The organism is Desulfonatronum sp. SC1 (assembly GCF_003046795.1).
GTDB lineage: Bacteria > Desulfobacterota > Desulfovibrionia > Desulfovibrionales > Desulfonatronaceae > Desulfonatronum.
The window spans coordinates 42,159-68,529 of record NZ_PZKN01000023.1 but is presented as its reverse complement, the minus strand read 5'-3'; the positions used below and the strand labels follow the sequence as shown (position 1 = coordinate 68,529).

General features: G+C 61.9%; 21 protein-coding genes. 11 read left to right on the top strand and 10 right to left on the bottom strand.

Annotated elements, in window-relative coordinates:
• Nucleotides 1-26 precede the first annotated feature (26 nt).
• The 6 genes from C6366_RS12875 to C6366_RS19650 all read right to left on the bottom strand — a co-directional run bounded on the left by C6366_RS12875 (nt 27) and on the right by C6366_RS19650 (nt 7,579).
• Nucleotides 27-1,343 carry a multiheme c-type cytochrome gene (locus C6366_RS12875; RefSeq protein ID WP_233248499.1) on the bottom strand — a complete coding sequence of 439 codons (1,317 nt, stop codon included), beginning with the start codon at nt 1,341-1,343 and terminating at the stop codon, nt 27-29.
• Nucleotides 1,344-2,144: 801 nt separating this feature from the next.
• Nucleotides 2,145-2,618, bottom strand: coding sequence for a YaiI/YqxD family protein (locus C6366_RS12870; RefSeq protein ID WP_199221501.1), 474 nt, complete (start codon nt 2,616-2,618; stop codon nt 2,145-2,147).
• A gap of 49 nt (nt 2,619-2,667) precedes the next feature.
• Nucleotides 2,668-3,579, bottom strand: a complete 912-nt coding sequence (locus C6366_RS12865; protein ID WP_146164850.1) for a patatin family protein — start codon at nt 3,577-3,579, stop codon at nt 2,668-2,670.
• A gap of 54 nt (nt 3,580-3,633) precedes the next feature.
• Nucleotides 3,634-4,440 (bottom strand): zinc transporter ZupT, encoded by an 807-nt coding sequence (zupT, locus tag C6366_RS12860; protein WP_107738503.1) that lies wholly within the window; start codon nt 4,438-4,440, stop codon nt 3,634-3,636.
• A 1-nt stretch (nt 4,441) separates the two neighbouring features.
• On the bottom strand, nt 4,442-7,117 hold the full coding sequence (locus C6366_RS12855) for a cobyric acid synthase (protein WP_107738501.1): 2,676 nt from the start codon (nt 7,115-7,117) through the stop codon (nt 4,442-4,444).
• A gap of 291 nt (nt 7,118-7,408) precedes the next feature.
• A complete protein-coding gene (locus C6366_RS19650; RefSeq protein WP_158269775.1) occupies nt 7,409-7,579 on the bottom strand; it encodes a hypothetical protein in 171 nt (56 codons plus the stop codon).
• Between the two features lie 183 nt (nt 7,580-7,762).
• Between C6366_RS19650 and C6366_RS12850 the strand changes: the two genes are divergently transcribed.
• The 5 genes from C6366_RS12850 to C6366_RS12830 are packed head-to-tail and all read left to right on the top strand — an operon-like array spanning nt 7,763 to nt 13,059.
• The gene (locus tag C6366_RS12850) at nt 7,763-8,416 is read left to right on the top strand and encodes a CerR family C-terminal domain-containing protein (RefSeq protein WP_107738499.1); all 654 of its coding nucleotides are present in this window, start codon (nt 7,763-7,765) and stop codon (nt 8,414-8,416) included.
• Nucleotides 8,416-9,867 (top strand): efflux transporter outer membrane subunit, encoded by a 1,452-nt coding sequence (locus C6366_RS12845; protein ID WP_107738496.1) that lies wholly within the window; start codon nt 8,416-8,418, stop codon nt 9,865-9,867. Before C6366_RS12850 ends, C6366_RS12845 begins: the two co-directional genes overlap by 1 nt.
• Nucleotides 9,864-11,153: an efflux RND transporter periplasmic adaptor subunit gene (locus C6366_RS12840; protein ID WP_107738494.1), complete on the top strand. Its 1,290-nt coding sequence runs from the start codon at nt 9,864-9,866 to the stop codon at nt 11,151-11,153. The genes C6366_RS12845 and C6366_RS12840 overlap by 4 nt, the downstream gene beginning before the upstream one ends.
• Nucleotides 11,150-11,857 carry an ABC transporter ATP-binding protein gene (locus C6366_RS12835; RefSeq protein ID WP_107738492.1) on the top strand — a complete coding sequence of 236 codons (708 nt, stop codon included), beginning with the start codon at nt 11,150-11,152 and terminating at the stop codon, nt 11,855-11,857. The genes C6366_RS12840 and C6366_RS12835 overlap by 4 nt, the downstream gene beginning before the upstream one ends.
• Nucleotides 11,857-13,059, top strand: a complete 1,203-nt coding sequence (locus tag C6366_RS12830) for an ABC transporter permease (protein ID WP_107738490.1) — start codon at nt 11,857-11,859, stop codon at nt 13,057-13,059. The genes C6366_RS12835 and C6366_RS12830 overlap by 1 nt, the downstream gene beginning before the upstream one ends.
• A gap of 854 nt (nt 13,060-13,913) precedes the next feature.
• Here the strand turns inward: C6366_RS12830 and C6366_RS12825 are convergent.
• Nucleotides 13,914-14,252, bottom strand: a complete 339-nt coding sequence (locus C6366_RS12825) for a hypothetical protein (protein WP_107738488.1) — start codon at nt 14,250-14,252, stop codon at nt 13,914-13,916.
• 128 nt (nt 14,253-14,380) lie between these two features.
• On the opposite strand from C6366_RS12825, the gene C6366_RS12820 reads away from it, so the two are divergent.
• The 3 genes from C6366_RS12820 (at nt 14,381) to C6366_RS12810 (ending at nt 19,385) form a co-directional block, all read left to right on the top strand.
• On the top strand, nt 14,381-16,393 hold the full coding sequence (locus tag C6366_RS12820; RefSeq protein ID WP_107738486.1) for a FapA family protein: 2,013 nt from the start codon (nt 14,381-14,383) through the stop codon (nt 16,391-16,393).
• 228 nt (nt 16,394-16,621) lie between these two features.
• The gene (locus tag C6366_RS12815; RefSeq protein WP_107738484.1) at nt 16,622-18,160 is read left to right on the top strand and encodes a sigma-54 dependent transcriptional regulator; all 1,539 of its coding nucleotides are present in this window, start codon (nt 16,622-16,624) and stop codon (nt 18,158-18,160) included.
• A gap of 19 nt (nt 18,161-18,179) precedes the next feature.
• Entirely contained in the window at nt 18,180-19,385 is a 1,206-nt protein-coding gene (locus tag C6366_RS12810; RefSeq protein WP_107738524.1) for a pyridoxal phosphate-dependent aminotransferase, read from the top strand.
• Between the two features lie 109 nt (nt 19,386-19,494).
• Here C6366_RS12810 and C6366_RS12805 read toward each other — a convergent pair whose 3' ends face one another.
• Together C6366_RS12805 and C6366_RS12800 are read right to left on the bottom strand one after the other, a co-directional pair.
• Nucleotides 19,495-20,346 carry a motility protein A gene (locus tag C6366_RS12805; RefSeq protein WP_107738482.1) on the bottom strand — a complete coding sequence of 284 codons (852 nt, stop codon included), beginning with the start codon at nt 20,344-20,346 and terminating at the stop codon, nt 19,495-19,497.
• Nucleotides 20,347-20,412: 66 nt separating this feature from the next.
• On the bottom strand, nt 20,413-21,135 hold the full coding sequence (locus C6366_RS12800; RefSeq protein ID WP_107738480.1) for an OmpA family protein: 723 nt from the start codon (nt 21,133-21,135) through the stop codon (nt 20,413-20,415).
• A 427-nt stretch (nt 21,136-21,562) separates the two neighbouring features.
• Between C6366_RS12800 and C6366_RS12795 the strand changes: the two genes are divergently transcribed.
• A complete protein-coding gene (locus tag C6366_RS12795; RefSeq protein ID WP_107738478.1) occupies nt 21,563-22,096 on the top strand; it encodes a hypothetical protein in 534 nt (177 codons plus the stop codon).
• Between the two features lie 131 nt (nt 22,097-22,227).
• On the opposite strand, the gene C6366_RS12790 is transcribed toward C6366_RS12795, so the two are convergent.
• Nucleotides 22,228-22,953 carry an arylesterase gene (locus C6366_RS12790; RefSeq protein WP_233248498.1) on the bottom strand — a complete coding sequence of 242 codons (726 nt, stop codon included), beginning with the start codon at nt 22,951-22,953 and terminating at the stop codon, nt 22,228-22,230.
• Here C6366_RS12790 and C6366_RS12785 point away from each other — a divergent pair.
• Entirely contained in the window at nt 22,915-23,634 is a 720-nt protein-coding gene (locus C6366_RS12785; protein ID WP_107738474.1) for an ABC transporter ATP-binding protein, read from the top strand. The genes C6366_RS12790 and C6366_RS12785 overlap by 39 nt on opposite strands.
• A complete protein-coding gene (locus C6366_RS12780) occupies nt 23,631-26,255 on the top strand; it encodes an ABC transporter permease (protein ID WP_107738471.1) in 2,625 nt (874 codons plus the stop codon). Before C6366_RS12785 ends, C6366_RS12780 begins: the two co-directional genes overlap by 4 nt.
• Nucleotides 26,256-26,371 lie beyond the last annotated feature (116 nt).

Here is a 26,371-nt window from a genome sequence, read left to right as displayed (position 1 = left end):
TTGGCTTATGAGTCCACCTCCAAGCGCTATTCCGGTCTGGCCACGGGCGCGGTGCCGGGACGTTCCGTGAAGGTGTCGTACGTTACCGCGGGAATCATCATCCCTTGGGGCTGGGGCAACTGGGTCAGAATTTCATACTTGCGCTGCAACTCGGCCAGGTCGTCGTCCTTGTGATAATGGCAAATCTGACAGGAATTTGGCAGGTTCGGATCGTCCATGGTGTCCATGGGTGCCCGGGCGTTGAAGGTGTGGCTGCGGATGTCGTTGGGCTCGGCCGTGCTGGCGATGCGCGGCATGTGACAGCCAAGGCAGTTGGCGAAGGAGTGGATGGAGTGGGCCCGATTGGCGTTGATCATGGTGTGGCAGCTCAGGCACTGGCTGGAACCGGCTTCCTTGGTTTGGAAGCGGGTCGGCGCGATGCCCAGACGGTGCACGGCGTGGCAGGAGGTGCAGGTCACACCGGCCACGGCGTGCTCGGATTGCATCCAGTCGATGTACTGCTGGTGGTGAGAACGGGAGGCGAAATCCGGATAGAGACGACGCATGTCGGCCTTGTCGTAGGAGCTTTCATATATCGGCTCCAGAACCATCCCCGGGGTGTAGCCCACGGGCCAGCCGGCTTCGGGGTACTGTTCATGCTTGGCGTTGCCCCGGGTGTGACACGAGCCGCAGATCTGCACGGCAATGCCCGCGGTCATCTTGGCCGGGTTGACGATGGTTTCCCGCTTCTCGAATAGGGCCGTGCGGGGCAGCGCCGTGTGTTGCGAGCCCGGTCCGTGGCAGGCCTCGCAGCCGATGGAGGTTTCGGAGAAGGTATAGTTGTCCAGGTCCACGCCCGTGGCGTGACAGCCGCCGCAACGCACCAGCCAGTCCCGCTTGTCCCAGGCGTCGTCGTAGTAGTTGACCCAGCGCCTGGTGGCGATGTTGTACTGGACCGGGGCGACATAATACCTGCCGTCCTTCTGGACGATGTATCGCTGTTTCCACTGGGTGCCGATGGTGTACAGGATGTCATCCTTGGTCGGGATGTAAACATCCTCCACCGGAACCTTCAGCCGATCCTTGATCTTTTCCAGGTCGGCCCGGATCAGGTCGGGGTTCATATCCGCCACGATGGCATGGGGATTTTCCCGCACGTCGACGAGCATCCGGCTGTGCAGGGTCATTCTCCAGGAATCGTAGTGTTCCAGGTGACAGTTGCGACAGGTGTCCGATCCGACGAATTCCTTGGGCTGGGCCTTGACCGCGCGGACATCCACGGCCTGCTCCCTGCCGCAGGCCGCCAACACCAACGTGGCGGCCAGGAATCCCGCCATAGCCAACAACATAACGATGCGCGCCATGCCGACCTCCTCGAACGGGGGCTGAAAGAGTGGAGTTGAAAGGTGGACCAGTGAGAAACGGAAAACCTTCCTCGGATTTCTGATCGAGATCGCGTCATGCCGCAACATATTGCTGGAAATGCAGCAGGCTGCGAACAGGAGCGATCAGAGTGACGCGTATCGAAAAATATCTTTCCATTCTGCTTTAAAAAAACCAATCGTAGCTACTCAACACATACGATGCATGGTCACATTTATGTAGTTTTCATCCGGAAACAAAAGAGTTTCCGGATGGAAAATATGTACTGGATTCCTGAGCCATGTCTGTAGGGAAATCGCTCATTACTAGCAGGAGGAAATCCCAAAAGGCTGGGATATTTCCCGAGTGCGCAAAGAGTGGAGCACCTAGCAGTCCGTTGAAAAACTCCCAATTTCTGCGTCACCGCAAAAAGTTCAAACTCTCACATATGAATTACTACGCTTCGATCTTGATTCGATTGCCAGGACGGCAAATCAAAAATGTAGCGCAGCCACAGCCCGCAGAGGCCGGACACAGGACGTGTCCGGATAGCTTTTTTTGCTCCTTGCACTTGGGATTTTTGAACGGACTGCCGGATAAGGACTTTTTCAACACTCAGCTTGATTTAGCGGTTGCACCGTCAATTTTGAAATAAATATTAATAATAAAAGGAAGGTAGTCGAAAATCTCTCTCAGCTCGCTAGGTTCATCTCTTCGGAAGTGTTGTTTTAGCTTTACGTTTTGCCTACCCCAACGGCCTTGAATCGTTTTTTCTGGATGCGCTGACTGGCCGAACAGAAATGTCACCCGTTCGGCAACGGGTGCGCGCGGTGGATCGATTGGATCATCTCATCGAGTTGATGCAGGAAACGGGAGCGATCCTGCTTTTTGAGCGGCGCAGGCCCTCCGGTCATCTCCCCTGAGCTGCGAAGTTCCGCCATCAGGCCCCGGACTGCGACGGCTGAGCCGATGCTTTCGGCGGTAAAGGGTTTTCCGGTTGGGCCGACGACGAGCGCGCCCTTTTTCAGGCAACGGTCGGCCAGCAGAATGTCGGCGGTAACGACGATGTCGTGGGTGTCGACGTGCTCGACAATCCAATCATCAGCCGCGTCAAAACCGCCCTTCACCACCATGAGCGCTACCCGCTGGTCACTGGGTACGTGCATCCGCGAATTGGCCACCAGCGTCACGTCAAGCCGGTACCGGCTCGCGACGCGATAAACTTCCTGCTTGACCGGACATGAGTCGGCATCAATGTAGATATGCAGCAATTGCATTCATCCTTTGGGCTGATGAGTGGAAAGAAACGTGAGGGTCGGCCCTTCCTCAGCCCGCCAGATACGCCCGCAAGGCGTCCATGCTGCCCTGGGCCGCAAAGTAGCCGTGGTCGTAGAGACCGTAGAGCTTCTTGGGGTCCCGACAAACCCGACCAACGTCCATGGTTGTTTCCGGGCGGATGACAAAGGCCGCGCCCCGAGCCTCCATGTCCCGGATCTCGGCCAAAGTCTGGTTGTAGACCTCATGGCGGCGGGCCAAAAGCCGGTGCATGCCCGTCAGCTCGGGATGCCGCCATCTGCAGGCCCATCCGCTTTTGCTCGGCTTCTTGACGTACCCGTCCGGCTGGGTGAGCACGATCACGCGCTTGGCGTCGCCCTGCTGCACGCAGGCGCGGACAGGGATCGGGTCAGCGATGCCGCCGTCCATGACCATGCGCTCCTGAAAGCGCACCGGGGTCGAGATCACCGGCAGGCTGGCCGTGGCCCGGAACACGTCGTCCACGGAATCGTCGTTCCGGGCGAACTCGCCCTTTTCCAGCCAGACCGCCTCGCCCCGCTCGCAGTCGGTCAGGACGACCCGGAATTTCACCGGACTGTCCCGGAACGCCGCGTAGTCAAAGGGAATAATCCGCCGCGGGATAACCTGAAAAATGAACTCCATGCCGAACAACTCCCCGCCGCGCAGCAGCCGCATCCAGCTCAGATAGCGTCGGTCCCGCACGAAACCGATGTTCACCATCCGGTTGCGCTCCGGCTGGAGGGCCACATAATTGGCCCCGTTGCACGCGCCCATGGACACCCCGTACACCGAGGCGAACCACAGCCCCTCGTCCATAAACCGCCGCAGCACCCCGGACGTAAACACCCCGCGCAGCCCTCCGCCTTCCAGCACCAGGCCGGCTTTTGTCAGATTCATGTCGTAGTATTTGACCGGACTGTCGACAATGTCCTTTTTCAACACCCAGCTCACCTCGTATCACCCATGCGTCACCTTTCCGCCAACCTCCCGCCAATCTCACATCAGCAACAGCAAGCTTAACGCCATCACCCCCATGCCGACGATCAGGGCGTACACCGGGGCGTGGCCCTGGTCGTATTCCTTGGCCGCCGGGAACAACTCGTCGATGGAGATAAAGACCATGATCCCGGCCACCCCGGCGAATATCAGCCCGAACACGGTGTCCGAGAAGAACGGACGCAGGATCAGATAGCCGATCACCGCGCCCAGCGGCTCGGCCAGCCCGGAGAGCAGGGAGAGCCAGAAGGCCTTCATCCGGCTGCCCGTGGCATAGTAGATGGGCACGGCCACTGCGATGCCTTCGGGGATGTTGTGCAGGGCCACGGCCACGGCAATGGCCACTCCCAGGGCCGGATCGTGCAGGGTGGCGAAAAACGTGACCATGCCTTCGGGAAAATTGTGGATGGCAATGGCCAGGGCCGTGAAAATTCCCATCCGGTGCAGCTTCTGCTTGGAGCGGTCCGGCGGGGAGGTGATTTCATCCGCGGAGCGGACATGGTGCGGATTTTCGTATTCCGGGACCAGACGGTCGATGATCCCGATGAAGAAAATCCCGGCGAAGAACCCCGCGGTCATCAGCCAGGCCGCCCCGTGCTCGCCGTAAACCGGTTCCAACAGTTCCATGGACTCCGGAAGCATTTCCACGAAGGAGATGTAGATCATCACCCCGGCGGAAAAGCCCAGGGCCGTGGCCAGAAAGAGCTTGTTCTCCCGTTTGACGAAAAAGGCCAAGAAACTGCCGAACCCGGTGGACAGCCCGGCAAAGGTGGTCAGGGCAAAGGCCAGTAAAAGATTCTCCTCCATGTCAGCGCACCTCCAGGGTTTGGCCACCAAGATTGTCGTAAATCCTCGCAATATCCAGGTGCCGACGAACATGGTCCGCCAGGCGGTCCAGGGCCGCTTCCATGTCCCATACTCCGACGGCGCTCAGTGGCGATCGGCCCTTGACGGCCAGGATCGTGCCCGTCAGCCAGCGCCGAAACGGCGCGTCGTCGAAGATGCCGTGCAGATACGAGCCCCAGACGGGCTTGTCGCGCAGCCCCAGGCCGATGACCCGGCCTTCCGCCGTCTTCAAGGCAACGACCAAGTCGTCGCACCCGGGCTCCGGAACGGATTGTCCATGATGGATTTCATACCCCGCGACCTCCAGCCCGGAGGCGGGATGCCCGGCCACGGTCCGGCGCAACGTCTTGTCCGGCTCCAGACGGGTGGTCAACGCAAGCAACCCCAGGCCGGGGATGGACGCCCGGGTCGCGGACTCCAGGCCGTGAGGGTCCTCGATCCGCATGCCGAGCATCTGGTATCCGCCGCAAATGCCCAGGATATGCGTCGCGCCGGTCTCGGCCAGCCTGATCACGGCCTCGGCTAGGCCCCGCCGACGGACAAAATCCATGTCCGCCATCACGTTCTTGCTTCCAGGCAGGATCAGCAGATCCGGCTCGCCAAGTTCCCCGGCATGGCGGACCAGGCGCACGGCCACGTCCGGCTCAGCGGCCAGGGGGTCCAGGTCCGTGAAGTTGGAGATGTGCGGCAAGTCCAGACAAGCCACGTCCAAGGCCACACCCTGGGCCGGGCCGTCCGCCTCTCGCGTCCGGTCCGGGCGAAACAGGGCGCCCTGCTTGAAGTTCACGGAGTCTTCCTCAGGCAGCCCCAGGTCGGCCAGATAGGGAACCACCCCCAGCACGGGCCGGGCCGTGCGCCGAGCAACCCAGTCCAAGGCCGGGTCCAGCAGGGAGCGCTGGCCGCGAAATTTGTTGATCACCAGTCCGCGGACCAGGTCCCGCTCCCATTTCTCCAGCATGTCCATGGTCCCGCTCAGGGCCGCGAACACGCCGCCCCGGTCGATGTCGCCCACCAGATAGACCGCGGCCTGGGCGTGGCGGGCCATGGTCATGTTCACAAGGTCATGATGCCTGAGATTGATCTCCGCCGGACTGCCGGCCCCCTCCAGGACCATTACGTCGTGCTCCGCGGCCAGCCTGTCGTAGGCGTCGTGAACCAGGCCCCGCAGATCTTCCTTGGCCCGGATGTAGGCCCCCACGGTCATGTTGCCCCGCGGTTCGCCCAGGACAATGACCTGGGAGCCGGTTTCGGAGTTGGGCTTGAGCAGAATCGGATTCATCCGCCGGTCCGGCTCCAGGCCGCAGGCCTGGGCCTGGAGGATCTGGGCCCGGCCGATTTCCCCGCCATCCGGAGTGACCCCGGAATTCAGGGCCATGTTCTGGGCCTTGAACGGAGCCGGGGAAAACCCGTCCTGGCGCAGAATCCGGCACAGAGCCGCGGTGAGCAGGCTTTTCCCGGCATTTGAGCAGGTGCCCTGGAACATCAGGGCCGGGGTGGCCCGCTTGCGGGGCCGCGAGCGGGGCCGGGCCGGGGAGTGGAGCCGACCGGCGGGCTCCAGCGCTTCGCCCAGGGCGTCCAGCAGGAGATCATTCTCCTCGGGCCGACGCACGGCCAGTCGGAAATACGAGCTGTCCAGGCCCGGAAAGTTCGCGCAGGCTCGAATGGCGATCCGTTGACCAAGCAGCTTCCCGGCCAGCCGATCGGCGTCGAATTCCGGACCGAGACCGCGACACAGCAGGAAATTGGCCTCCGAGGGAAAGACCCGCAGGCCCGCCATCCCGGCCAGGGCCGCGGCGAACCGGTCCCGCTCCAGGACCGTGCGTTCCCGGCTCTCCCGCTGAAATTCGGCGTCCTGAAGGCACCGCGCTCCCGCGATCTGGGCCAGAGTGTTCACGGACCAGTCCGGGGAGCGCTTCCGGTAGCGCGTTGCCAGAGCGGAATCCATGGCCGCCAGCCCGATGCGCAGCCCTGGCAGGGCATAAAATTTGGTCAGGGAGAGCAGGACGATCACGTTGGGCGGACGCTGACGGAGCAGCCGATCCAGGCCGGGCACGAAATCGGCGAAAGCCTCGTCCACGATGAACCAGCATCCGGGATGCTCCGCGGCCAGGGCCCGCAGGCGGTCGGGCTGGAAGGTCCGCCCGGTGGGGTTGTTGGGCTGGCCGAGAAAGACCAGGGTCGGCCAGTGTGGTTTCTCCCGGAGGCTGTCATGAAGCCGGTCCCAGTTTAGCGCGAAATCGTCACGCGGCTCCAGGGGGAGATGGTCCACCTCCAGCCCGTGGACCGCGCAGACCGCGGCGTAGTCGGCGTAGGCCGGTACGGGAATGACGGCCCGACCCGGCCCGGAGTCTCCGACCAACAGGGGCGGCAAGCGGTGCAGAATTTCCGCCGTGCCGTTGTCCGCCGTCAACTCGTCTTCGGACATACCGTAGTGCCGGGAAGCGGCCTCCAACAGCTCGGAGCAGTCCGGGTCAGGATAATGCCGCAAATCCGAAACCGCGTCCCCAGTGACCGCGTCGAGCCAGGAAGGCGGTCCGAAGGGGTTGATGCTGGCCGAAAAATCCAGAATCTCCCGTGCCCCGCACCCCAGCTTCCGGGCCAGCCGCCAAATGTTTCCGCCGTGCGTTCGCGTGTCCATCCTTCAAGTATGGGCCTGACGTCGCCGTGACGTCAACTGATCGCTGCAATAATCAGCTCGTGGTTAAATCGGAAGGTGGCCTTGCGGACCGGGAAGTTGTGCTCAGCGTGATTACTGTGACCAATATGAGTTCCATACTCAAAATTTGCGGACCAACCTCAAATTAAAGGGTCGCGGCGGCCAGTATTGCAGTCGAGGAGTTTCGAGATGCGGTCGGCGGACATGGCGTCAGGGCTTGGAGTATTTCCTGAACTCCGGACTGGGTTCCCGCTCGGAATAGCTGCAGTTGTGCTAGTCAAACAAAGGATGACGCAGGGCCGTGCCGGGCACTGTGGCGAAGCCCAGCTTCCTGAAGATAAGGAACCGAGGTGTTCCGGGCAATGGTATGCACCCGGCGACGGCCTTGGCGCTCTTCAGCAGGGCCGTCCATAGCGGTTCGACCAACTCCAGCGTCTGGAACACGGACAATGCGTGCAGACTAACACATCTCTAACCATCACAATATATAGAAAATTTTATCCAGGCGTTAGCACGGCAATACACGGCCGACAACCGTCCCGGAACTGCAAGATTTTACCCTTGACATTTTCAAAAATATATTTGAAATATTAATTTCAAAAGCTGGATTCAAAACAGGAGGGGACGGTGACTAGTAAAAAATCAATTGTTGCCAAGGAAAAATTGCTTGCCGCGGCGAGCGACGTCTTCGGGAAAAAGGGGTTCAGGGATGCCACCGTCGCGGAAATATGCAGGCGGGCAGGCGCCAATATCGCCGCGGTGAATTACCACTTCGGCAACAAGGAGGCCTTGTACCGGGAAACCTGGAGGCAGTCCTTCGCCGAATCCATCCAGGCGCACCCCCAGGACGGCGGCATTCCCCCGGACGCGCCAGCCGAGCAACGGCTGCGCGGCCAGATCACGGCATTGATGAGGCGTGTCGCTGATCCGGAGAACAGGGAGTTCGTCATTTCCCAGATGGAGTTGATCAACCCCACCGGGCTCTTGGAAGAAGTCATGAAATCCGCGTTGATCCCGCTACGCGAAAAGACCCTGACCGTGGTGCGGGAACTGCTCGGGCCGGAGGTCGACGAACAGCACGTGGTACATTGTGAAATCTGCATCCTGAGCATGTGCCTGCACCCCATGCTCATCCAGCGGATACGACAGCGGACGAAAAAAGTCGGGCCGCCGCTGGTCATCGACGACCTGGACGCCTTTGCCGACCATGTCGTGCTCTTCGCCTTGGCGGGTATTCAGGTCGTGCGCGACCAGCCTCGAAAGTCCGGGAGTCGTTCCTGATGCAAGCTGCTTTCGCTTTACAGTCGCTGATCCTGCTCGTTGCGGTCACAATGACGGCCTGTGTCACGGTCGGACCGGGGTACACGCCGCCGGAGCTGAATGTCCCGGCTGAGTGGAACCGGCTGGACACGTCGGTCGACCCGGCGACGCACGCCGCGGCGGTCGACGACCTCAGCCGATGGTGGCACGGCTTCGGCGATCCACTGCTGTCCGAGCTGGTGGAGGAAGCCTTGCAAGCCGGCCCGGACCTGCGGAGCGCGCGGGCCGGATTGCGGGAAGCGCGCGCCCGCCGCGGCGTGGCAGCGGCTGAGGGTTTTCCAAGCGTGACCGCGTCCGGCGCGGCCAGCCGCGGGCAGTCCAGTGAAAAGACCGGCGGCGGGTCCACGCGCGAACTGTACAGCGCGGGTTTTGACGCGGGCTGGGAGCTGGACGTGTTCGGCGGCGTCCGCCGGGGCATCGAGGCCGCCGAGGCCGATCTGGAGTCATCCCAGGCAAGTCTGCGGGCGGTTCGCGTCTCCCTGGCGGCCGAGGTGGCGCTGAACTACGTCGAAACACGCGCCTTGGGGATTCGGCTGGGCATAGCCCGCGACAATCTCGCCAGCCAGTCCGAAACCCTGCGGCTCACCGAGTGGCGTGTCCAGGCCGGTCTGGCCAGCAGCCAGGACGCGGAGCAGGCCCGGGGCAACATGGAACAGACCCGGGCGCAGATCCCGGTTCTTGCCGCTAATCTGGCCGAGGCGGAACATCGGCTGGACATCCTTTTGGGTAAACCACCGGGGACCCTGCATCCGCGGCTTGCCGAAGCTGGAGCCTTGCCAGCCCTGCCCGACCAGGTGGCCGTGGGCATTCCGGCGGACACCTTGCGCCAACGCCCCGATGTCCTGGCGGCCGAGCGGGCACTGGCCGCGCAAACCGCCCGCGTTGGCGAGGCTGAAGCGGCCCGCTACCCTTCCTTCAGGCTTTCGGGCTCCATCGGCCTGGAAGCGTTGACCTGGGGCGGGCTTGGCAACACCGGCGCGTCAACCTGGTCACTGCTGGCCGGAATCACGGCCCCGGTTTTTGACGCCGGACGCCTGCGCGCCCAAGTGGAGATCCAGGACGCCAAACGCGAACAGGCCCTTGTCGAATACGAAAAAACAGTACTCAGCGCGCTGCAGGACGTGGAAAACGCACTGGTGGCCATCGTCCGCAACCAAGAGCGCCGCGAGGCCTTGAGCAGTGCCGCGGACGCCGTGCGCACCGCGGCACTGCTGGCCCGGCATCGCTACGGTGCCGGGTTGATTGATTTTCAATCCGTTCTGGACACGGAACGGACCGTCCTGTCCGTTGAGGACGGTCTGGCCAGCACCCAGGCCGACGGCGTTCTGGCGCTCATCCGTTTATACAAAGCCTTGGGCGGCGGTTGGTCGCCGCAGGCCGGAGCCCCTTCTTCCGGCAAGGAGAACTCATGAATCCATCCCAAACTTCCGCGCTCCAACAGGAAAAATCCCTGCACCAACTCCTGGATTCCCAGTCCAAGGGGCGACGTCAGCGCCGCTGGCTGTGGCTGGGCATGGCGCTGACAATCGTTGTCGGCGCGGGCTTGCTCGTCTTGCGCACCGGCGAGGAACCCACCGGAGCGCGTTACGCCTCTGCACCGGCGGAAATCGGCACGCTGGTGGTCACTGTTTCGGCCACCGGCAACCTGCGGCCGACAAATAAGGTGGAGGTGGGCAGCGAACTTTCCGGCATCGTTGATCAGGTCTTCGTGGATGTGAACGACCAGGTGAGCGCCGGACAGGTCCTGGCCCGGCTCGATCCGGCCAAGCTGCGGGACACGGTGGCCAGGGCCAAGGCCAACCTGGCCGTGGCCGAAGCCCAGGTGCTCCAGGCCAGGGCCACGGCGGACGAAGCGCGGATCACGCTGGAGCGGTATCGGCAAGTGGCCGAACTGTCCGGCGGCAAGGTACCCTCCAACACTGAAATGGATGGCGCCGAGGCCGACCTGAAGCGGTCCGAGGCCGCTCTGGTCAGTGCCCGCGCCAGCGTCACCCAGGCCAAAGCCAATCTGCAGTCGGACGAAACCGATCTGGACAAGGCCAGCATCCGCTCGCCCATCCAGGGCGTGGTCCTGACGCGGGAGGTGGAACCGGGGCAGACCGTGGCCGCCTCTTTTCAGGCACCGGTACTGTTTACCCTGGCTGAGGATCTTTCGAAAATGGAACTGCAGGTGGATGTGGACGAGGCTGACGTCGGCCAGGTGCATGCGGGCCAGAACGCGACGTTCACCGTGGATGCCTGGCCCGGCCGGAAATACACCGCGACCATCACCAGGGTCAGCTACGGCTCCCAGGAAAAGGACAACGTGGTTTCCTATCTGACCGTGCTCGCGGTGGACAATCAGGATCACTCCTTGCGCCCCGGCATGACCGGCACGGCCGAGATCACCACCGTGACGCGCGAAAATGCCTTGCTGGTGCCCAATGCGGCGCTGCGTTTCACCCCGTCCGCTCCTGACACGGGGCCGCAAAGGTCCACCGGGGGCGTCGTCAGCGCCTTGATGCCAAGGCCTCCCGGGCAGAGTCGACAGGTTCAGGCCGCCGTCAACGGTGCACCGCGGGTGTGGGTGTCGCGGGACGGAGAGATCTCGGCCGTCGCGGTGCAAACCGGGGTCAGCAACGGACGAATGACCGAGATCACCGGCGGAGAACTCCAGGCCGGCATGCAGGTGATCACCGAGGGCCTGGAAGGATCATGATGAGTGACTCCGCGCTGATCCGGCTATCCGGGATCACCAAGACCTATGGCCGCGGACAGGCCGCGTTCCAGGCCCTGAAAGGCATCGACCTGAGCATTGACGCCGGTGACTTCGTGGCCGTCATGGGTTCCAGCGGTTCCGGAAAATCCACCACCATGAACATTCTCGGCTGTCTGGATATGCCCACCAGCGGCAGCTACCTGTTCCAGGGCGTGCCCGTGGAGCAGTTGTCGCGCAACCAACGCACCCTGTTGCGGCGGAATTTTTTCGGTTTCGTGTTCCAAGGCTTCAACCTGTTGGCTCGCACAACCGCTTTGGAAAACGTCGAGCTGCCGCTGATCTATCGCGGCGAGCCGTCCGCCATGCGCCATGCCGCCGCACGCGCCGCCCTGCAACAGGTCGGACTTGGAGACAGGGAGGAGCACACCCCGGCCGAACTCTCCGGCGGGCAGCAACAGCGGGTGGCCATTGCCCGGGCCATTGTCACCTCTCCGGCCGTGCTTTTGGCCGACGAGCCCACCGGAAATCTTGATACCCACACCAGCCAGGAAATCATGGAGCTGATCAGCGCCTTCAATCAAGAGCAGGGCATCACCGTGCTCATGGTCACCCACGAGCCGGACATGGCCAAGTATGCGAAGCGCATTATCCGTTTCGTGGACGGACGGGTGCAACGCGACAGTCTCGACGAGGGGGGGGCCTGATGCTTTGGAATACGCTGCTGCTTGCGCTGCGATCCATCCGGCGCAACCTGATGCGCTCGTTTTTGACCATTCTGGGCATTGTCATCGGCGTGGCCGCGGTGATCACCATGGTCACCCTGGGCAATGGCGCCACACAGTCCGTGTCCGACCAGATTTCCAGCATGGGCAGCAACCTGCTGATGGTGGTCCCGGGGCAACGCTTGGGCCCGGGATCCGGAGGAGCGCCCAACTTCAAAAGCGCCGACGTGGACGCCGTGCGCAATCAGATATCCGGAGCCGAACGGGTCGCGCCCATCGTCGGCACTTCGGCAACCGTGGTCAATCAGGCCAATAACTGGTCCACCTCCATCACGGGCAGCACCAGCGAATATTTCCCGGCGGGGAACTGGGAGGTGACCGCGGGTCGCGTGTTCAGCGAAGCCGAGGAGCGGGCGGGCAAGGCGGTCTGCGTGCTCGGCGAGACCGTGCGCGAAAAATTATTCGGTCGGCAAAATCCCGTGGGCGGCGTGATCCGCGTCAAACAGTTTTCCTGCGAGGTGATCGGCCTGCTCAAATCCAAGGGCCAATCGGCCATGGGCCAGGACCAGGACGACACAGTGGTCATGCCCTTGCGCACCGTGCAGCGTCGCCTCGTGGGCAGCCAGGATATCAACAGGCTGACGATTTCCGTGCGCGGGGCGTCTTCCATCGATGCGGTGAAACAGCAAATCACGCTTCTTTTGCGCGAACGACGCAACATCGGCGCAAACGAAGACAATGACTTCCAGGTGATGGACACCCGGCAGATCGCCGAAACCCTGACCAGCACCACGAAAATCCTGACCATGCTGCTCGGCGCGGTGGCCGCGGTCAGCCTGCTGGTGGGCGGCATCGGGATCATGAACATAATGCTGGTTTCGGTCACGGAACGGACCCGGGAGATCGGCATTCGCCTGGCCATCGGCGCGCTGGAACGGGAAGTGCTGCTCCAGTTTCTGATCGAGGCGGTAGTCCTGTCCAGTCTCGGCGGATTGGTCGGCATAACCCTGGCAACCGGAGCGTCTCTCTTCCTGGCCGGCCTGATGGGCGTTCCCTATATTTTCGATCCCGTCATCAACCTGGTGTCCTTCCTGTTCTCCGCGGCCATCGGGGTGATCTTCGGCTTCTTCCCGGCACGCCGGGCAGCGGGCCTCAACCCCATCGACGCCCTGCGACATGAGTGACTCCGCGCCTGAGCGCAGGAGACTACCGAAACAGAAAAATCAAACAGGCTGAGAACATGGAGGGTGCATTCCGCGTCGACGAGGCCGCGACAGCACCGGAGGATGGCGGCTTGAACACTCTTTTCGACGTTGATTCGAACGGATGAAAGGTCCAGAGCGCCAATCGCCCGACAAGTCCCCTTAATGGTCCATTTTATGCAACATATATTACGGTCCCAGTGTTAGGGAGGACCGTGTCGCCGGAAAAGTCAACCCACGGGATAAAAGCGCATCAACATGTCATCGCGGCACAAGCCCCGGGAATATGAGGACAGACGTATGCCCGAAAACGAAAGAAGGCAGCAACGGGACAGGAGAAGCGGGCTCGAGAGGCGGCAAGCGACCGAAAGACGCCTTCTGGTGGATCGACGACGGTCCTCTCATCGTCCTGACGAGGAGACGTCCTCACCTCCTGAAGGAGTCCGGCGAGCTTCACGGAGTCGGCGCAGCGGCATTGACCGGAGAGGCGCTTGCCAGCAAGCCGGGCCCCCGGCCTTCTCCGCCCTGTCCAACGATGAATTGTGCTTTTTGCTGAAAAAGGGAACTGAGTGAAAAACGCCGACAATCCGCCGGGATAGAAACATATTTTCGGGCGGCAACAAACGCGGGACCGGATCGTTCCAAAGCGTCACTTTTGCTTTGCATGCGAATCATGAACCACTTAGGGTCAGGTCTTGTTTTTTTATCTTATCTTCTTTTTTTGATGATTCTGCTGACGGTGGCATAACGTAGCCCGAGAAGCACGGCTCGATCCTTGACAGGAGTTTAGCAGATTGCACAGTATTTTTCCGGAAATCGCATGCAATTCCGGTGTGTTAACTTTGCAACTTCTGTAAGACCCCACTGTTCACTTCGTATCCCATGGCCTTCATTATTTGGGCCTGGGCTTCGTTTGGCTCCTCAAGCTTACGGATCGCCTTTCGTGCGCCGGCATTCCAACAAAGACATGAATGGAGTGCGCGCATCTGCTGCATTGTCGTGGCCGCGGAGAGCTTCAGCCCGGCCTTGGCCAAACGTAATTCCAAGAGGCCAATGAAATGGATAGCCACGTATGCCAGACCGCGCCCCATGAAAGACTGGTATTTATCGAATCGAGAGCATATTGCCCCATGATTTGCTTGATATGCTTGCGTTTCCATGTCATTGGGATACATGAAACTAATCATAATGCTTAGGCATTGCAAAACAATCCGCCTGCATATTTGCTAATTCAACAGAATAATGGAATATTTAAAAATATCATCACGATGTAAACCCCTTTAAAAAGAGACCTTCTAGCATTATGCGCCAAACGACCCTGACTCTTACCGCGGCAACCAGCGAAGAAGCCGCGGCCATGGCCATGGCCGATTTTCAGTGCCCTCCAGAGAGTGTCGAAATTACCGCACTTGAGGACGGTCGATTCAAGGCTGACCTGTTGGATCATGATGCTGACATAAAGGTTGCAATCTCAGCGGATAAAATGAAGGCAACCATCGCGGATTCCATGCCAGCAAAGGGCAAAGGGAGCCCCCTGAACCTGGAAGGTCTGCTGAAAAAACTGACTGAGGCCGGCGTGCGTATTTCCCCGGACGCGGATGTTGCCGTGCAAGTGGTTGAACAACTCTCTATTGGATCTGATGTTGCCGGGACGGTCATTGCCAGGGGGACTCCTGCCCGTCCTGCCAAGGACGCATCAATCGAACCCCTGGGGGACTGGGATTTCCCGGTTTTTCCCGGGGACGCCATTGCCAGATACGTCCCCCCCCATGCCAGCGAAGCCGGTCTCCTGGTAACCGGAGAACAGGTCTCTCCTCACGCAAGCGCCCGAGGGGCTGACATTGAAATTTCCAAGGACGCCGGTTGCAGCCTGGACAGGAAAGCATCCATGATCATTGCCGAGCAGTATGGGCTGCCAAGCATCGAAGGCAGCGGGGTCAGCATCCAATCGCTTTATTCCTTTGTCGACAAGAACATGGCCATCAAGGCCACGATTTACCATCGTACATTCAAGGACGAACCAACAGGGCCCCATCATTTGCGGGACGCTCTTCAACGGATGCAGGTCAAGGCCCCGCTTCAGGAAGAATCAGTGCGCAGAGCCGCGACCAAGGCCAAAGAGCGTGGAGCCCCGGTAGAAAACGTCATTCTCTGTTGGGGCAAGCTACCCAAAGAAGGCGTTGACGGAAGCTTCGAACCGACCATGATTTCTACCCCCGACACTCTGGGCCTGGAAACCGCCGACGGCAGGATCGACTTCCGAGCACGAGGCGTGGTTCGTGCGGTGAATGAGGGCGACATCCTGGGCCAGTTGATTCCCTTGCAACCCGGGGAGCCGGGCATCGACGTGTTCGGAAAACCGGTACCAGCCAAAGAGGGTCGCCCGTTCACGCTGTTGGCCGAAGAAAATGTTCGCTGCTCCCCAGAAGGCAACGAGTACTACGCCACGGCCTCCGGCATGGTCTTTTTTCAGGGCAACACGCTTAAGGTCACGGAAGTCTTCGAAATCAAGGGCGACGTCGATCTGAAGGTGGGCAACATCAAATTGGAACGGGGTTCGGTCAACATCCTCGGTTCCGTACCGTCTGGCTTCCGGGTGGAGGCACCGGGCAACGTCGTGGTGAGGGACGTGGTCGAGAACGCCGTGATCATTGCCGGCGGCGAAGTTCAGGTAGGATGCGGCATTATCATGGACCAGGGGGGGAAGGTGGAGGCCGGAGGCGGCATATCCGCGCTGTATGCCCAAAACGCCGTACTCCTGGCTCAAGGTGACGTGAACATCGCCCACGAGATTAACAACTGCAAGATTACCGCCAAACGAAGCATCATCGCCACCAGGGGGAGAGGCAAGATCATCGGCGGCATCCTACGGTGCGGTGAAGGAGTCCTGGCCAAGGAAATCGGCTCGCCCGCGGGAGTGGAAACCCAGATTTATCTGGGTGCGAACCGCGTAACGGAAGTCAACATGGAGCGCAAAAAGGAACTGGAGGATACCCTGCAAAAAGTCTACAATTCCTTGGGCTCCGGAGACATCAAGGGCATCCTGGAAAGAGCTCCGTCACACAAACGCCAAATCGTGGCCGAGGTGCTCAAGGCCAGGGTGCGATGTGAACAGGAGCTTTCTGAGATCGAACAACAAATCCGCGAAGAGCGGGAGAATTTCCGCACCGACATTAACCTGAGGGTCAAAGCGCAGAACATTATCCACCCGGATGTAATCATCGTCTGCTTCACAGCGAGTTACAAGGTCACCACTCCCTTGACCAGCCCGAACATTTACTACGATCCCCAGCAAAACCAACTTGTCCTCGCATAACAGCAGATTGGAACGCGTATTTTCAATCCACCTCCCTCGTGGCCAAATCCTTTCTCATGGACCGCTGGCTGGAGCGCAAGTGGCCCAAGGCCGGTGCAAAATAGTGGCCCTCATGTCTTCGTACCGTGCGTGTTCGATTCATCGCCCACCTTGGTCACATATCCGCTTTGCACTGGAGCATCAACACGAAACGATTGAAAAACAATCGTCTTCCAGTTAGATGAAGTCATGCCTGTTGCGAGCATCCTCTTTCTGGCACCCACTTCCGTGGTCACGCCGCTCTTTCAGCCCATCAAACGCGCCGGCCTGGACGTGGGAATGGCCGAAACCATCCCCGGAGCGCTGAAGTTCATCCAGCGCCAGCAGCCGATTCTGATCTTCTGCCGGGATCGGCTGACCGGCTTTCAGGCCGAGGATCTGCTCCGCGCCATGCAACAAGCCGCCGAACCCATGCCTCCGGTGATCATCTTCACGGACAACGGCTCGGCGGAGGACGCCAAACGGTTCTTGGAACTGGGGGCCAGGGACTATTGGCTGGAGCCGCTGCTCTGGAACAAGGTCCGCGCCTTGCTCACAGCCCCGCCCGAGGCCAAACCCAAGGAGCCTCACAAGCCGACGCCCGACGAAACCCGAAGCGACCCGGAAAGCGCCATCATCGGCCGCCACCCGACTATGAAGCGGACCCTGGCCTTGGCCAAGCAGGTGGCCCGCTCCAAGGCGACCATCCTGATTTCCGGCGAATCCGGAACAGGCAAGGAAATGTTCGCCAGGTTCCTGCACAACTCCAGCGACCGCTCGGCCCAGCCCTTCATTGCCGTGAACTGCGCGGCCCTGCCGGAACACCTTCTGGAAAGCGAATTGTTCGGCCACGAAAAGGGGGCCTTCACCGGGGCCATCACCCGCAAGCTGGGCAAATTCGAATTGGCCCACGGCGGGACGATCCTCCTGGACGAAATTTCGGAAATGGACCTCGGCTTGCAGGCCAAGCTGCTCCGGGTCTTGCAAGAGGGCGAACTGGACCGGGTCGGAGGCAGCGAGACCGTTCCTGTTGACGTGCGGGTCCTGGCCACCACCAACCGGAATTTGACGGCTTCCGTGGAGGCCAAGGAGTTTCGCCAGGATCTCTACTACCGCCTGAACGTCATCCCCTTGCGTCTGCCGCCCCTGCGCGAACGCGGAGATGACATTCAACTTCTGGCCGATTTTTTCGTCAGCCGATTCACCAAGATGTACTCCCTGGGCAAGATCAGCATCAGCCCGGGGGCCCGCCAGTGGCTTACGGAACACGACTGGCCGGGCAATGTCCGCGAACTGCAGAACCTGATGGAACGGGCCGCACTGCTGTGCGGCGGAGCACCCATTGAGCCGAGGCATTTTCTTCTGGATGAAAGCGGTGACTGGCAGGGAGAGCCCGAAACCTCGGAAGCCGTAGAGGGGGCATTGGGGAGCTTTTGCGCTGAAAAGCCGCTAAACGAGTTCGATGACGAGAACGAGTCCGGTGGCGAGTACGGGGACGAACTTGAGGTGGAATCCGTGGTTGCTGAAGAAGCCGCGACGGATAGATCCCCAGACGCGACCACGCTGGACATATCCGACAGCGAGCGTCCGATCCTGCCGCTGCACGAGGTGGAACGGCAACTGATTTTCAAAAGCCTGGACCACACCGCCGGCAACAGGACCCAGGCGGCCTTGCTGCTGGGGGTGTCCGTGCGCACCCTGCGCAACAAACTTAACGAATACCGAAAAATGGGACTCAAGGTTCCCTGAACGGATGGAGGAAAGCACCATGCCCGAAGCGACCACGCAAGAGTCCACCGTCCTGGCCCCGCAAGTTCAGGCCTATCTCCAGCGATCCTCCTGGATTCGCAAAATGTTCGAGACCGGAGCGGAACTCAAGGCCCGGCACGGCGTGGACGCGGTCTGCGACTTCAGCCTGGGCAACCCGGACCTCTCTCCGCCGGATGCCGTGTTCCAGGCCCTGGAAGACTTGGCCCGCCGGGACCAGCGCTTCGGATACATGCCCAACGCCGGGTACCCCGAAGCCAGAGCAGCCCTGGCCGCCTTTCTGTCCCAGGAACAGGGCGTACCCGTCTCGGGTCAGGACGTGATCCTGACCTGCGGCGCGGCCGGGGCCCTGAACAGCTTCTTCAGGGCCGTGCTGGAGCCGGGAGACGAAGTGCTTTGCCCGGCGCCGTTCTTCGTGGAGTATGGTTTTTATGCCGAAAATCACTCCGGCGTACTGCGTCCCGTGCCCACGAATCCGGACGATTTCAGCCTGGACCTGGACGCCGTGGCCGCGGCTATCTGTCCCAAGACCAGAGTGGTGCTGGTCAACACCCCGAACAATCCTTCCGGCCGGGTCTACACCCGGTCCGAGCTGCAAGCCCTGGCCGAGCTGCTGCAAACCAAAAGCAGAGAGACGAGGCGGACCATCTACCTGCTTTCGGACGAGCCCTACCGCTTCCTGACCTTTGACGGCCACCCCGTGCCCTCGCTCCTGCCCCTCTACCCCCACACCGTGGTGGTCAGCTCTTTTTCCAAGAGTCTGGCCCTGGCCGGAGAGCGCATCGGCTACGCCCTGGTCAATCCGTCCATGCCCGGCAAGGCCGAACTTCTGGCCGGACTGACCCTGACCAACCGCATCCTGGGCTTCGTCAACGCCCCGGCCATTGGGCAGCGCCTGATGCAAAAGGCCCTGGGCGCGCAGGTTGACGTGAACCTCTACGCCCAGCGCCGCGCGGCCATGGCCGAGGTCCTGGAAGGCGCGAACATCCCCTTCTTCAAGCCCCAGGGCGCCTTCTACTTTTTCCCCAAGGCTCCAGGCGGCGACGACGTGGCCTTTGTCCAAGCCCTCCAGGAAGAGCTGATTCTGGCCGTCCCCGGCCGCGGCTTCGGCACCCCCGGCTACTTCCGCTTGGCCTTCTGCGTAGACGAAACGGTCATTCGCCGCTCCGCCGAAGGGTTTAAGCGGGCCGCGGCGAAATTTCACTAAGTCGGGCGGAGCTCACTTGACGCTCACTTGAAAACTTTGCAGCGATCTATTTTGCCAGCCTTTCCACCGTTTTCCCCATACTTTGGAGGGAACGGGTCTATAGGATTATTCAGGACCGCTTCACCGCCGGAACCAGCTCCAGCCGACCGGCCCCGTCCGGCTGGGCGGGCCGGGACAGGTTGGCCTTGATTTCCCGGATGACCTGCAAGCCGTCCACGTGGGCGTCGTGCTTGGTGGTGATGGCGTTAAGCAGGGTTTGCAGCTTCAAGAAGTCCGTTCCCCGGATCATGCCCACCATCCCGCCGAGCACGATGCGGCGCAGGGCCAGTTCCTCACGGGTGTTCTCCCGAAGCTTTTCGGCCAGGGGCAGCAGCAGGAAGTTGGCCAGGACGATGCCGTAGAGCGTGGAGACCAGGGTGACCGGGATGCTCTTCAGGATCAACGTCGTGTCCCCCAGCCCCACCAGCATGCCCACCAGCCCGATGACGCTGCCAGCCACGCCGAAGGACGGGGCGTAGGTGGCCATGTTCCGAAAAATGCGCTCCATCTCCTCCCGGTACTGCACGAAGGCCTTGGCCTCGGCCTGAAACACCTCTCGAATCTCCGCCTCGGTATAGCCGTCCTCCAGCATTTCCAGGCCGCGCATGAGCGGCGGATAGTCCGGGGCGTTTTCATCCAGGGCGAGCCGGCCGGTACGCTTATAGACATGGGCCGTGCGCAGCAGTTCCTTGACCAGTATCCGCTCTGGCACGGTGTTTTCGGCATAGGCCGTCCGCACGCAGCGCCACGCCCGACGCAGCCCGTCAGGGCCGCTGCCCAGAAGCGCCGAGCCCAAGGTTCCGGTGAACACCACGAGCAGGGCCGTGACGTTGAAGTAGACCTGGGCCTGACCGGAAAAGAAAAACACGGCGATGAAGCCGACGAAGCATATTGCCGCGGTGATCAGGGTTCTGCTTTTCATGATGAACTCCTTGGTCGGAGCGATTTGCGCCGGTTGAAAACGTTTGATGGTGAAGTGCCGGGGCGATCAAGGCTCGATGCGGATTTCCACGCGGCGTTGGACGTGCTCCCGTCCGGACAGCCGGGGCGTCAGTGGGCGTTCGGCACCGGTGGCCTGGATGATCAACATGTCCGGATTCAGGCCGGTTTCCCACACGAACAGTTCTGCCACGGCGGCGGCTCGCAGGGCCGCGACCTCCCAAGCGCCGGGATGCCGGGCGCGACCGCCTGAGGGCGGTCCGGCCACTTCCGGGGAAGAATGCGCATGGTCGGCGAAGCCGGTAATCACCACGTTGCCCTGGGCCAGGGCCACCGTGTGTCCGATTTTTGACATCAGAGGCATGGAGCGCAGGTCTAGCTCATGAGACAGGGGCGGAAAAAGATTCTCTCCGAACAGGGAAATGACGATGGAGGCGTCGTCCAGGAACGCGATGTTCACCGAGCGCTCGTGGCCGAGCAGACGATCCCGGAGCACCTCGTACAGCGGGAGCATGTTCAACTGGGCCGGAGACGAGGAAACGGTCTGGATGCTGGCCGGGGTGCGATGGCCGATCACCATCCGGTCCTTTTCACGTAGGGAAAAAACGAACAGCACCAGGAACAGGATGAACATGACCATCATCAGGTCGGACCAGGGCACGGACCACGTCACGGAGCGCTGTTCTCCCCGCTCCAGGACGAATTCCGGGATATTCAAAGGCTGTTGATGACCGGCCAATTGGCTGTCCATGGAAGTATTTTGCTGGGGCATGATACACTCGCTTGGTTTTCTCTATTCATTGCAAGTACAGTGCCCATAATCAAACTGACCTCTTTTCCGTCCGGGCGGCAATTCTTGCCATCAGTTTACGGGACAGTGCGGGGCAGATTTGATCTCGATCCTAACCCGCTATCTGAATCGATGTCGAAATCGACCGTCATGTCCAAAATACGCCCTGAGAGTGGCCCACGGAACTCACGGAAAAGCACGGAAAACCCTGGGAACGAGGGCATCTTGCCCTCGACATTTTTTCGAGTTTCGGCAAAGTTTCGTTGTAGTGTTAGGATTATGATGAGAACAGATTCGTCCTGCGACGAACATGCATCAAGAGTTGACATGGCTCGGGCAAGTGACGGAACGTAACGAGTCGGATGGTCGCTATTTAAAACTCTTCATATCCCAGGGAGGGACCGAAGTGATGGGAAGCAAATCATTTTTCGGCGTGTTGCTGATGGTGGGGCTTTTGGTGGTGCTGGTTGCCCGTGGTACGGTCGTTGCTCAGGATCAGGGAGAAACCGTGGTCGAACAACCCACGGCCCAACCGAGACAGATCCCCGTGGAGGAGGAAGCGGGGGCGGAGCGGGAGTTGCAGGCGGTGAAGGAGCAAGGCATCCCCGTGCTGGTGGAGCATCAAGGGGCCGATCCTGTCGGTATGCGGCTGGCCCTGCACCTCAAGGAGACGTTTCAGAAATCCGCCCTGTTCCGGCTGGCCAAACCGGAGGAAAAGCACCTTAGCCTGCGCCTGGTCACCCGGCCCCAATTCACGGAACGGCCGTATCTCGGCTCGGCCTACGTGCTGGTCTGGCGATACGTGGAGTCCAAGGAGGTACTGGCCTATTTTCTCGGCGACCGCCTGGGGTTCGTGGACGCGGACATGGTGGGGCAGGAGGCCGAGGTGCTGGTCGCGGAAACGGACCGGATCAAGGTGCGGTACGAGTATCTGCTGGAGTGAGGGGCGGCTCGTCGTACTCGTGCTCAGCCGCTTGCAGCGGTGCTCGTAATCGAAAAAGGCCGCGGCAATATCGGCCTCCCGAATGCAATCACGGCTTTGCTGAATATGAGCACGATCTTTTCGGGCTGACGCTACGGAACGGGCTGGACCCCGTGCCGACGCAGAAAGTCAGCGATCAGGGGCAAGATGTTGTCCGTGATGACGTTTATGCCCTGCTCGTTGGGATGGATGCCGTCGCCGAGGTTCAGGGTCGGGTTGCCGACGACGCCTTCCAGGAAGAAGGGGTAGAGGGGCAGGTCGAATGTTTCGGCCAGGTCCGGAAAAATTGCATTGAACCGCGTGGTGAAGTCCCGGCCCAGGTTCAGCGGTGCGAGCATGCCGGCCAGGAAGACTGAGATGCCTCGCTCCTGAAAAATTTCCAGGATGGAGAAAAGGTTGCGGCGAGTTATGTCCGGGTTCACGCCGCGCAGGGCGTCGTTTGCGCCCAGTTCGAGGATGGCCAGGGTTTTGCGATCCGTCGGCAGCCCGGCCAGCACCCACTCCAACCGATCCAGGCCATCGGCCGTGGTGTCGCCGGAAACCCCGGCGTTGATCACCCGGACGGGGTACCCTTGTCGGCGTAGCCGGGCTTCGAGCACGGCGGGGAAGGCGTCCTGCTCGGCCAGTCCGAATCCGGCGAAAAGGCTGTCGCCAAAGGCCAGGAGCACGGCTTCGTCGTCGGGAGAGGTCTGACCGGGTGATGCGCCGGAAAAGGCCTGGGATGTCGTGAAAGCCATGAAGAGCACCATGAAGACCAAGGTTGGGAAGGCGAGGATGATATGTGGACGGAAAACGGGAGAAAGCATGCTGGTGGTCATCCAGTGATCGAGTTACGCGACGTGCGGCTGAACCTAGCCGCGGGGGGCAGCACGGTCAAGATTCTGCGCGGCGTGGAGCTGTGCGTGTCCACAGGTGAAACCGTGGCCGTGACCGGCCCGTCCGGCTCCGGAAAGACCTCGCTACTGATGGTCATAGCCGGTTTGGAGGCGGCCAGTTCCGGCGAGGTGCGCATTCTGGGCCGGGACGTGACCCGGATGAACGAGGACGCCTTGGCTCGGTTGCGTCGCGGACGAATCGGCATCGTGTTCCAGGGGTTTCACCTTGTGCCCACCATGACCGCAGTGGAAAACGTCCGACTGCCTCTGGAGCTGGCCGGGGCGTCGCATGCCCGGCGCAAGGCCGAAGAGTCCTTGGAGCGGGTCGGGCTGGGTGAACGGTTGTGGCATTACCCGGCCCAGTTGTCCGGCGGGGAGCAGCAGCGGGTGGCCCTGGCCCGGGCCTTTGCCGACGCCCCGGAGATCGTGCTGGCCGACGAGCCCACCGGCAATCTGGACGCGGCCACCGGCTCCGAGGTGATGCGCCGGATGTTCGCCCTGCGCCGTGAGCACGGTGCGGCCCTGGTGCTGGTGACCCACGACGCCGGGTTGGCAGGGCAGTGCGACCGCAACCTGGTGATGCGCGACGGTTGCCTGGAACCCGACGCGGTCGGCGGCCCATGAACGGCGTGCCTCGAAACACCCTGGACAGTCTCAGCAAAGATAAGGCGGAAGCGGACACCCCGCTGATCATTGCCATGGACTTGGCGCTGCGGGAAATTCGCAACAGGCCCAAGGGGTTCGGGATTTTCCTGCTCTGCCTGGTCCTCGGCGTGGGGGCCGTGGCCGGGATCGGGACCTTGTCCGCGGCTCTGGACGCCGGGATCCGGAACAACACCCGGGCCATCCTCGGCGGGGATCTGGAACTGCGCCAAGCCCATGCGCCCATTCCGGCCGACGTCGTGGAGACGTTGCAAAGCTTTGGGGAGATATCCCGGGTCGCTTCCCTGCGGGCCATGGCCCGAGGGCCTGAAGGCTCCTCCACCCTGACCGAACTCAAGGCCGTGGACCGTGGTTATCCGCTGCACGGTCAGGCCCGGCTCCGGTCCGGGGCGGACCTCCAAACCGCGTTGGCCTCTGGAGAAAACGAGCCGGGAGCCGTGGCCGAAGCCGGGCTGCTGGCGCGGATCGGGGCCGATGTGGGAGATATGGTGACCGTTGGAGACGCTGCCTTCCGGCTGGTGGACGTGCTGGAGCGGGAACCGGACAAGGCCGCGGGGTTCTTCGGCCTGGGGCCCCGATTGATGATATCCCTGGACGACCTGGAGGCCACCGGGCTGATCCAACCCGGCAGCCTGGTCCGGTACGCGGTGCGCCTGGCCTTGCCGCCTGAAGGCGACCGGACCGTTGCCGCGCGGGCCGTGCGCGTCGAGATGGAAACAGCTTTTCCCGAGGCTTCCTGGCAAATCCGGGAGCACGGCTCCGCGGCCAGGGGGCTGACCCGGGCCATTGAGAATCTTTCCAAATACCTCAATCTCGTGGGCCTGGCCGCCCTGCTCATCGGCGGGCTGGGGGTGGCCGGAAGCGTCCAGGCCTATTTCGAGGGCCGTCGAACGACCCTGGCCACCATGCGTTGCCTGGGGACCACGTCCCGGACGCTGTTCACCTTCTGTCTGACCCAGGTGCTGGCGATGGCCCTGCTCGGCGGCCTCGCGGGGCTGGCCCTGGGCGTCGGTCTGGCCAACCTCGGGGCCGCGGCCCTGGCCCGGGGTCTTGGCCTGCAAGCGGTTTTGGGCCTGTACCCCGAGGTGCTGGCCACGGCCCTGATCCTGGGACTGGGCACCACCCTGGCCTTCGTGCTCCGGCCTCTGTATCTCGCGTTGCGGTTTCGCCCGGCGGAGCTGTTTCGCGGGTATGTCCAGCCCGTGCCCCAGCCTTTGCGCTTCCGGGAACGGATGATGCTCGCCGTGATGTGGCTGGCCCTGGCCGGGCTGATGGCCGCGGCCGTGGGCGACGCCCGGACCGTGGCCGCCTTTTTCAGCGCCGCCCTGGTCAGTGTGGCCCTGTTTTACGGGGCCGCACGGCTTGCCGGATGGGGAGCCGCCAAGGTCAGTGGAGTTTGGGCCGGGAACAGCCCACGTTGGGCGGGACCACTGCTGCGCCAGGCCGTGGCCAACCTGCACCGTCCCGGGGCCATGACCGCCAGCGTGATCTTCTCTCTGGGCCTGGGGCTGACCATGCTGGTGACCGTGGCCCTGGTGGACGGCTCCTTCCAGGATCGGCTCCTCCGTCAACTGCCCCGGAACGCGCCGGACTACTTTTTCGTGGACATTCCCCGGAATCGCGTCGAGGCCTTGCGCGAGACGGCACGGTCCTGGCCGGAGCTTACGGAATGGAAGGACCAGCCTTCCATTCGGGGGCGAATCGTGGCCATCGGCGGACTGACTCCGGAGCAGGCCCTGCGGGATCCAGCCGTGGAATGGGCCATTCGCGGTGAACGCGGGGTGACCTTTGCCGACCGGCCCATGGAAGACGTCCGGATCGTGGGTGGGTCCTGGTGGCCGGAGGACTATCGCGGCCCGGCCCGGGTGTGCATGGACGAGGGCATTGCCCGCGGCCTGGGCGCCGGGCTGGGCGACACCCTGGTCATGAACATTCTGAGCCGGGAAATCCAGGCCGAGATCACCTGCCTGCGGGAGGTGGATTGGGAATCCCTGGCCCTGAACCACTCGATCATCTTTTCCCCCGGCATCCTGGACGGCGCACCATACACGCATATCGCCACCGTCTCCCTGGCACCGCAAACACCGGAGGACCGCCGGGCGGCGCTGCTGGCCGCATTGTCCGAGGATTTCAGCCGGGTGGTGGCTGTGGACGTCCGGGACGTGCTGGAAGACGTGGCCAGGGTCACGGACCAGATCGGCCTGGGCGTCCGGGCCATCGCGGCCATGACCCTGCTGGCCGGGGTCGTGGTTCTGGCCGGAGTAATCCGGGCCGGGCTGGACCGGCGGCGCTACGAAGCCGCGATCTTCAAGGTCTGCGGGGCCACCCGCCGGGACGTGGTCACCACCCTGGGGCTGGAGTTTCTGCTGCTGGGCGGCGTGGCCGCTTCTCTGGCCGCCGGGCTGGGCACGGGCCTGGCATGGTGGTTCGTGAACCGTGTCCTGGACGACCCCTGGACGTTTCTCCCCGGCACCCTGCTGACGGTGCTGGCCTTGGGACTATTGGTGGTGCTGGGCTGCGGTCTGGCCGGAATGCGCTCGGTCCTGGCCGCCCGACCCTGGGCCTTGCTGCGTAATGAATGATGAAGGTATGCTGCTCGCCTGCCGCCATTCAACCTTGTTGAATCCCGCTTGGGTTGGTTAGGCGCGTGCTTTCTTTTTTGAAAATCATGGATATCCTTGTCTTTGATCGCACTTCC